This window comes from uncultured Gilvimarinus sp., from assembly GCF_963975215.1.
GTDB lineage: Bacteria > Pseudomonadota > Gammaproteobacteria > Pseudomonadales > Cellvibrionaceae > Gilvimarinus.
Window position 1 is genome coordinate 39,216 of sequence record NZ_CAXBFW010000028.1, and the last position, 6,767, is coordinate 45,982.

Consider the following 6,767-nt stretch of genomic DNA (forward strand, 5'->3'; position numbering starts at 1 on the left):
CTTGTCGGCGGCACTTGACACAATTGGCTGCCTATTTGATCTTAACCGATTAGATTACCCTGTTCGGAAAGCTTTGCAAACGGCAGCTGAGCGTGCTTCCTTCTTAGTAACAATGACTGACCAACCGATATTTGCCCATGACTGATTTTGACGATATTCGCCCCTACAATGACGCCGAAGTGCGCCCGGTACTCGATCGTATTTTGGCCGATCCGGAGTTGGCCGACGCGGTCACCCGCCTAAAGTTTCCGCGCTTAGCGGGGCCTTTGGGGTTTGTGCTGCGCCCCTTGGTGGCACGGGTGATGCGGCGCCAATTGGCGGGTGTTAACAGCGTCGATGAGTTTCAGTTGGTGGTCGAGAAGTATATGCGCCATATGATCGAGGAGACCACTACTAAGATCACCCACTCGGGGTTGGATAAGCTCGACCCGACACGCGCCTACTTATTTATCAGTAACCATCGCGATATTGCCATGGACCCGGCGTTTGTGAACTGGAGCCTGTACCACTCGGGATTTAAAACGTTGCGTATTGCCATTGGCGACAACTTACTGACCAAAGAATATGTGTCCGACCTGATGCGCTTAAACAAAAGTTTTATCGTAAAGCGTGGGGTTAAAGCACCGCGAGAAAAACTCAAGGCGGCGAAAAAACTATCGGCTTATATTTACCACTCGCTTACCGCCGACAAAGCCAATATCTGGATCGCCCAGCGCGAGGGCCGCGCTAAAGACGGCAATGATTTAACCAATTCAGCGGTGGTGGGGATGCTGACGCTCAACCGCCCCAAAACCCAGGACTATGCCGACTACGTGCGCGAGCTTGCCATTGTGCCGGTGTCTATTTCCTACGAGCTAGACCCGTGTGATGAAGCTAAGGCCCACGAGTTGCACCAACAGCGAACCTCGGGCCGTTATGAAAAGGGTGACCAGGAAGATGTGCAGAGTATTGCCCGCGGTATTGCCGGACAAAAAGGTCATGTACATGTGGCTTTTGGTGATGTGTTGAGTGGCGATTTTGCCGATGCCGATGCGGTTACCGCCGAGATCGACCGTCAAATCTGGAGCAACTATGTGTTGCATCCGAGCAACTGCATCGCCTTTGATCAAGGTAGCGAAGAGGCGCGCTCACTGCCGTACTCCGATCAGGCGATCCCTTTTGAACCGGGCAACCTCACCGACGAGCGCGCCAGTTTTGATCTGCGCCTGCAGTCGATCCCGTCGGATTATCGCGATATCGTCAAAGCCATGTACGCCAATCCGGTGCGACACAAATTAGCGGCCACAGGCGGTCAAGAGCGCGAATGCTAACGGACGATTTAAAACAAAAAATACAGCAAACCTACTCGGCGTTTTTGCAAAGCCGCGAGCTGGGCCCGCGCCATGGGCAAAAGTTAATGATTGCCGAAATTGCCCGCACCCTTGGCGGTATTGGCAGCGACGCTGAAGGCGTGCGCAATACCGGCGCGCATGTGTGCGTGGTAGAGGCGGGTACCGGTACCGGTAAAACCATCGCCTATTTACTGCCAGCCATTATCATTGCCAAGGCGCTGGGAAAAAAGCTGGTGGTGTCGACGGCGACCGTTGCGTTGCAAGAGCAAATTGTGCACAAAGATTTACCCGAGCTGCGCAACCATACGGATTTATCGTTTAGTTTTGCGCTGGCTAAAGGGCGCGGGCGCTATTTGTGTTTATCGAAGCTCGATACGTTAATGAGTGAGTTCTCTTCGGCGGCCGATCCGACTCGTGCGCTGTATGAAGATGAGCTACCCAGCGTCGATGCCGAGGGCGTTAAACTATACGAGTCGATGATGGATGCGCTGGCCGCCAATAAGTGGGATGGCGAGCGCGACTCCTGGTCCACGCGCCTTGAGCCTAACGACTGGGCGCGGGTAACCACCGATCACCGTCAGTGCACCGGCCGGCGCTGCTCAAATGTGTCGGCCTGTAGCTTCTTTAAAGCGCGCGATGCGCTGCATACCGCCGACTGTATTGTGACTAACCACGACATGGTACTGGCCGATTTAGCGTTGGGCGGCGGCGCTATTTTGCCCGACCCGGAAGACACCATTTATGTCTTTGACGAAGGCCATCACCTGCCTGATAAAGCCCTTAACCACTTTGCGCATCACAGCCGAATGCTCTCGACCAGCCGTTGGCTGGAGCAGTGCAACAAAGGCTTGGGCGCTATTCTCGGGCAGATAAGCGGTGCCGGCCGGGTTGATGATTACGCCGAGCAATTGCCCGGGCAGTTGCTCGAATGTAAGCGCGAACTGGATATGTTGTATCCGCTGCTCGATGAAAAGATTCAATCGCTGCAAGATAACGCCCGCGACTGGAAGAATAATCACTACCGGTTTGTCGGTGGTGTGGTGCCGGACAATATTGTCAGCCAGGCCGAGCAGTTGCACTCAAGCTTTGATCGCTTGACGGACCTTCTCACCAAAATGACAAGTGAGCTGAACGAGGCCATGGAGGACGCCCACTGCCGGGTGCCCAAAGTGGACCTTGAAGCGAATTATCCGCTCATTGGCGCCTGGCAGGCGCGCGCCGAGGCTAACGCTGGCTTGTGGTTAAGCTATGCCCGCACCGATGGCGATAAAAGTGTGCCTAAAGCGCGTTGGTTAACGCTGATCGACTTTAACGGTAATTACGATATTGAGGTTTGCTCTAGCCCCATTCTGGCGGCGCGTACCCTGGAGTTTAGTTTGTGGAATCGCGCCTATGGGGCCGTGCTCACCTCGGCGACGTTAACGGCGCTGGGTAAGTTTGACCGGCTACAGATGCGCACCGGCACCCCCGATGACAGCCGCTACGCCGTGGTCCCGAGCCCCTTCGACTTTTCTAAAGGCATTTTGCATGTCCCCAAAGATGCCGTGGATGCCGGGGACAGCCGCGCTCACACGGCGGCCTTGGTAGAGCAGCTTCCCGAGCTCTTACAGCCGGATGAAGGATCCTTGGTGCTGTTTTCTTCGCGTCGGCAAATGTTGGATGTGTACGATGAGTTGCCCGCGCTGTGGCAAAGTAAAATTTTGTTGCAGGGCGAGAGCTCGAAACAAGAGATGCTGGTGGCGCACCGCAAAAAAATTGATAAAGGCGAGGGCAGTGTACTGTTTGGTTTGGCAAGCTTTGCCGAAGGTGTCGACCTACCCGGTGATTACTGCGCCCACGTGATTATTGCTAAGCTCCCCTTTGCGGTGCCCGATGACCCGATCGAGGCCTCGGTGGCCGAGTGGATAGAAGAGCGCGGCGGCAATGCCTTTATGCAAATCACCATTCCCGACGCCTCGTTAAAATTGATTCAGGCCTGCGGCAGGCTGTTGCGCACTGAAGGTGACACCGGGCGTATTACCTTGCTCGATCGCCGCGTTGTTACCAAGCGCTATGGCAAGGCGATACTTGACTCGCTGCCGCCGTTTAGCCGCAAAATCGAGGCGTAAGCTCTAAGAGGCTCGTTGTCGCAAGGGGGACGTATGACTGATAAGCACATTGCCGTTGCCGATATTCTGCTCGATCTTGAGGCGGCGCTGCGCGAGTTAAACCTGTGGCACAGCGAGCCGCCGTCGGCCGAGGCACTGGCCAGTACGGCCCCCTTTGCCGTCGATACTCTAACCTTTACCCAGTGGCTGCAATTTATGTTTTTACCGCGTATGCACACACTGGTCACAGGGCGCGGCACCTTGCCCGTTAATTGTGCCATTGCGCCCATGGCAGAAGAGTATTTTCGCCCGCAGAGCCTCGATGCCAGTGCGGTGCTTGTGCAGTTACAGCGTATTGACACATTACTCAGTTAAGCTTTTTGTGGCGGGCAGGTGCTTGTGGTCGTCCGGGCCGTGAGCTACATTTAACCTGTTAAATTATTCAAACAGGTACGGTTCTTTGTCACCGTGTACTTCTCGGTGTTTTGATGATTGTGTAACGGAGGCTCTATGAGCGTTGTTAAGGTTCAATCACTATTGTTTGCAGGCGCGGTTAGCGCGCTATTGTTGGGTGGGTGTGCCACGCCGCCGCCGGCGGTGTCCCACGATGGGTTGCACCTGGTCGCGCAAAAATCGCTAGATGAGGTCTACCTTAAACCGGGAGTGTCGCTCTCGCAGTACTCCGCCATTCGCCTTACCCCTTGTACCGTAGCGTTTCGTGCCGACTGGATGCGCAATCAAAACTTCGATCGCCCGGCCGGTAGTTCGCGGGTGACTGAAGAAGACATGCAAGTTATTTCGGATCGTTTGGCGCGCTCGTGCGATGAGCACTTCCGGGAGGCACTGGAGCGTGAGCCCGCTTACCACATTGTGGGCGATGAGGCCGCCGACGAAATGGTGCTGGAGGTGCGCCCCAGTATTATCGATTTAGATGTCACAGCGCCCGATATTAACGAGGTGGGTATCACCCGAACCTATACCACCTCATCGGGCGAGATGACGTTGTTTTTAGAGGCGTTTGACGCAACCAGTGGTGAGATTATCGCCCGGGTTGTCGACGAGAAAGAAGACTTTGACGATATGCGCCTTGAGTGGACCAATCGCGCCACTAATATGGCCGATGCCAACCGCTATCTGCGCAGCTGGACAAAGTCGTTGCGCGAGAGCTTAGATCAGGCCCGCGCGCAACAGTAATGCACACAGCCGCGGCGCAGCATAATGTTGCGCCGCGTCACGGTAACGATTCATGCAAGATCCCCGGGTATTGTTGGCCGCCGAGCGCACTTTGCTGGCCTGGAGCCGCACGGCGCTGGGTTTAATCGGCTTTGGTTTTGTGCTCGAGCGCGCCGGCCTGTTAATGAGCGCGTTTGGTTTGGCCTCCGGCGCCGATCAATCTTTGACGGCGGCGTTAGGTTTGGCCTTTATTTTTTTAGGCGTTGTGGCGGCCGTGGGCGCGGCGATTAGACACGCCCGTTATGTGCGTTACCTGTTGGCGCGCGATGGCCCGGCGGATTACCGATCGCTCTACAGTGTGGCCTTGACCATGGCGCTGGGGTTGCTTGGGTTGTTATTACTGGTAGTGCTGATTTTTATCGGGCACTAACAGGGTTACTAATAGAGTTACGCCGCATTGTTATCCGCTTCGTCGTGCTCTTGGTGCAGTGGCCCTAGGGTTAGCAATAGCGCCACACTAAACGCAACCGAGATTAACATTACCATCATCACCGGCTTTAACGTGCCGTCGTAAAATACACTGCCCAGCGCGCCCATGCCGGAGCCCAGCACAAACATAGATACGGTTTGAATGGCCGCTGCACTGCCGCCGCGGTGGGGCGGAAACATCGCCATAAAGCGTGTCATGCCCGCGGGGTTGCTCACCCCGACACAGCTGACGCTGAGAATAATCAGCGGTACCGCTAAGGCTAGCGAAAGGGTTTCCAGCCACGCCAGGATCGTGAGCAACACCACCACGACCGCTTGTACCAGTACACTAATGGCAAACAGTTTCATGGCGGGCATAACACTTAATAGACGTGCGCTTAACGAGTTGGCGGCAATTAAACCAATGGCGTTTAAGCCAAATAGCAGCGAAAACGCGGTCTCGCTAACACCAAAGTAACTCATGTACATAAACGATGAGTGAGTAACAAAAATAAGCAACACACCCGCTGCCGAGCCAATACACAGGGCAAAGCGCAAGGCCAGCAACTGGCCTTGGTAGCGATGCCGTAATATCGCGCTGTACTGTGAGGCAACCCGCCCAAGGGATAATCGCTGTCGCGGTTGGGTTAACGTCTCCGGGATTAAGCTCAGCATTATGGCCAGCATTGTCAGGGCGTATAACACCTGAAAAATAAAAATACTGCGCCAGCCAAAGTGCAGCAACCCGGTGCCGATCAGCGGTGCTATTACCGGCGCGATCATCATCACCATCATTACCGTGGCAAAGCGCTTGCCGATTTCCTCGGCGGGGTAGCTGTCGCGCACTTGTGCCATGGCGGTAATGGTTGCAAAGCCGCCGCCAAACGCTTGCAGTAAACGCCACAGGTTGATGACGTTGGCCGAGTCGGATAATGCGATGGCGCCGCTGGCGATAATAAATAACCCCGTGCCGACGACACACACCGTTTTGCGGCCCACCTGATCGGAAATAGGGCCGCCCATAAGTTGCCCCAAAGCAAACCCGACTAAAAATGTACTGATGGACGCGTTGAGAACAGCGATGGGTACATCGAGCGCCTTTGCCATAGACGGCAATGCCGGTAAGTAAGCGTCCATGGCCACAGGGCCCAGAGCGACCAGTGCGCCCAGATAGAGTAGAAAAAAGCGCGGTAAAGCGCTTGTCTGGGCGGAGTGTTGGTTTTTCATACGGCGCGAGCGAATCAGTTGCGGGATTTACTAAAGTGTAACGCACAAGTGCTGGCTGTGGGTGAACAAAAGTGTACCGAAAAGTAAGCATCGCGCGGCGCGCAGTGGCGAATCTGAGTAAAGCCGTTAAGCTTAGATAAAAGCTACTGGACTCGGATAAAAGCTTATGTCGTTAACCGACTGGTTGTCCGGCCTCAGCCGTACAAAAGCCTTCGCCATTATGAACCCGCAAGGGCGTAAACACGCGGTATTGCAAGTTGCCGCCTTGGTAGGGTTGGTATTGCATATCGGTTTGGCCGGTTTGTTTTCGCTGCTGCACACCAAAACGCTCATGTGGATCAATATCGGCAGTATTTGCCTGTGGCTGCTCGCCTGGTATTGGCTGCAGCAGCATCGCGACACCCGAGCCGCCTATCTGATGTTTGCTGAGTTGATCGGCCACAGTATGGTGGCCACCATACTGCTTGGGCCCAGCGCCGGG

General features: G+C 55.0%; 7 protein-coding genes. 6 read left to right on the forward strand and 1 reads right to left on the reverse strand.

Annotation, left to right across the window (positions count from 1 at the left end):
• Positions 1 to 137 precede the first annotated feature (137 nt).
• From AAC019_RS14975 to AAC019_RS14995, 5 genes are all read left to right on the forward strand, one after another.
• A complete protein-coding gene (locus AAC019_RS14975; RefSeq protein ID WP_339899940.1) occupies positions 138 to 1,310 on the forward strand; it encodes a 1-acyl-sn-glycerol-3-phosphate acyltransferase in 1,173 nt (390 codons plus the stop codon).
• Positions 1,304 to 3,439, forward strand: a complete 2,136-nt coding sequence (gene dinG, locus AAC019_RS14980; RefSeq protein WP_339899941.1) for an ATP-dependent DNA helicase DinG — start codon at positions 1,304 to 1,306, stop codon at positions 3,437 to 3,439. Before AAC019_RS14975 ends, dinG begins: the two co-directional genes overlap by 7 nt.
• Before the next feature lie 33 nt (positions 3,440 to 3,472).
• Positions 3,473 to 3,793, forward strand: a complete 321-nt coding sequence (locus AAC019_RS14985) for a YqcC family protein (protein ID WP_339899943.1) — start codon at positions 3,473 to 3,475, stop codon at positions 3,791 to 3,793.
• A gap of 135 nt (positions 3,794 to 3,928) precedes the next feature.
• A complete protein-coding gene (locus tag AAC019_RS14990) occupies positions 3,929 to 4,612 on the forward strand; it encodes a DUF3313 family protein (protein WP_339899944.1) in 684 nt (227 codons plus the stop codon).
• 52 nt (positions 4,613 to 4,664) lie between these two features.
• Entirely contained in the window at positions 4,665 to 5,021 is a 357-nt protein-coding gene (locus tag AAC019_RS14995; RefSeq protein WP_339899946.1) for a DUF202 domain-containing protein, read from the forward strand.
• A 17-nt stretch (positions 5,022 to 5,038) separates the two neighbouring features.
• Here AAC019_RS14995 and AAC019_RS15000 read toward each other — a convergent pair whose 3' ends face one another.
• The gene (locus AAC019_RS15000) at positions 5,039 to 6,286 is read right to left on the reverse strand and encodes a multidrug effflux MFS transporter (protein WP_339899948.1); all 1,248 of its coding nucleotides are present in this window, start codon (positions 6,284 to 6,286) and stop codon (positions 5,039 to 5,041) included.
• Positions 6,287 to 6,452: 166 nt separating this feature from the next.
• Here AAC019_RS15000 and AAC019_RS15005 point away from each other — a divergent pair.
• Positions 6,453 to 6,767, forward strand: a 315-nt coding sequence (locus tag AAC019_RS15005; protein ID WP_339899950.1) for a hypothetical protein, incomplete at its 3' end; no start/stop codon positions are given.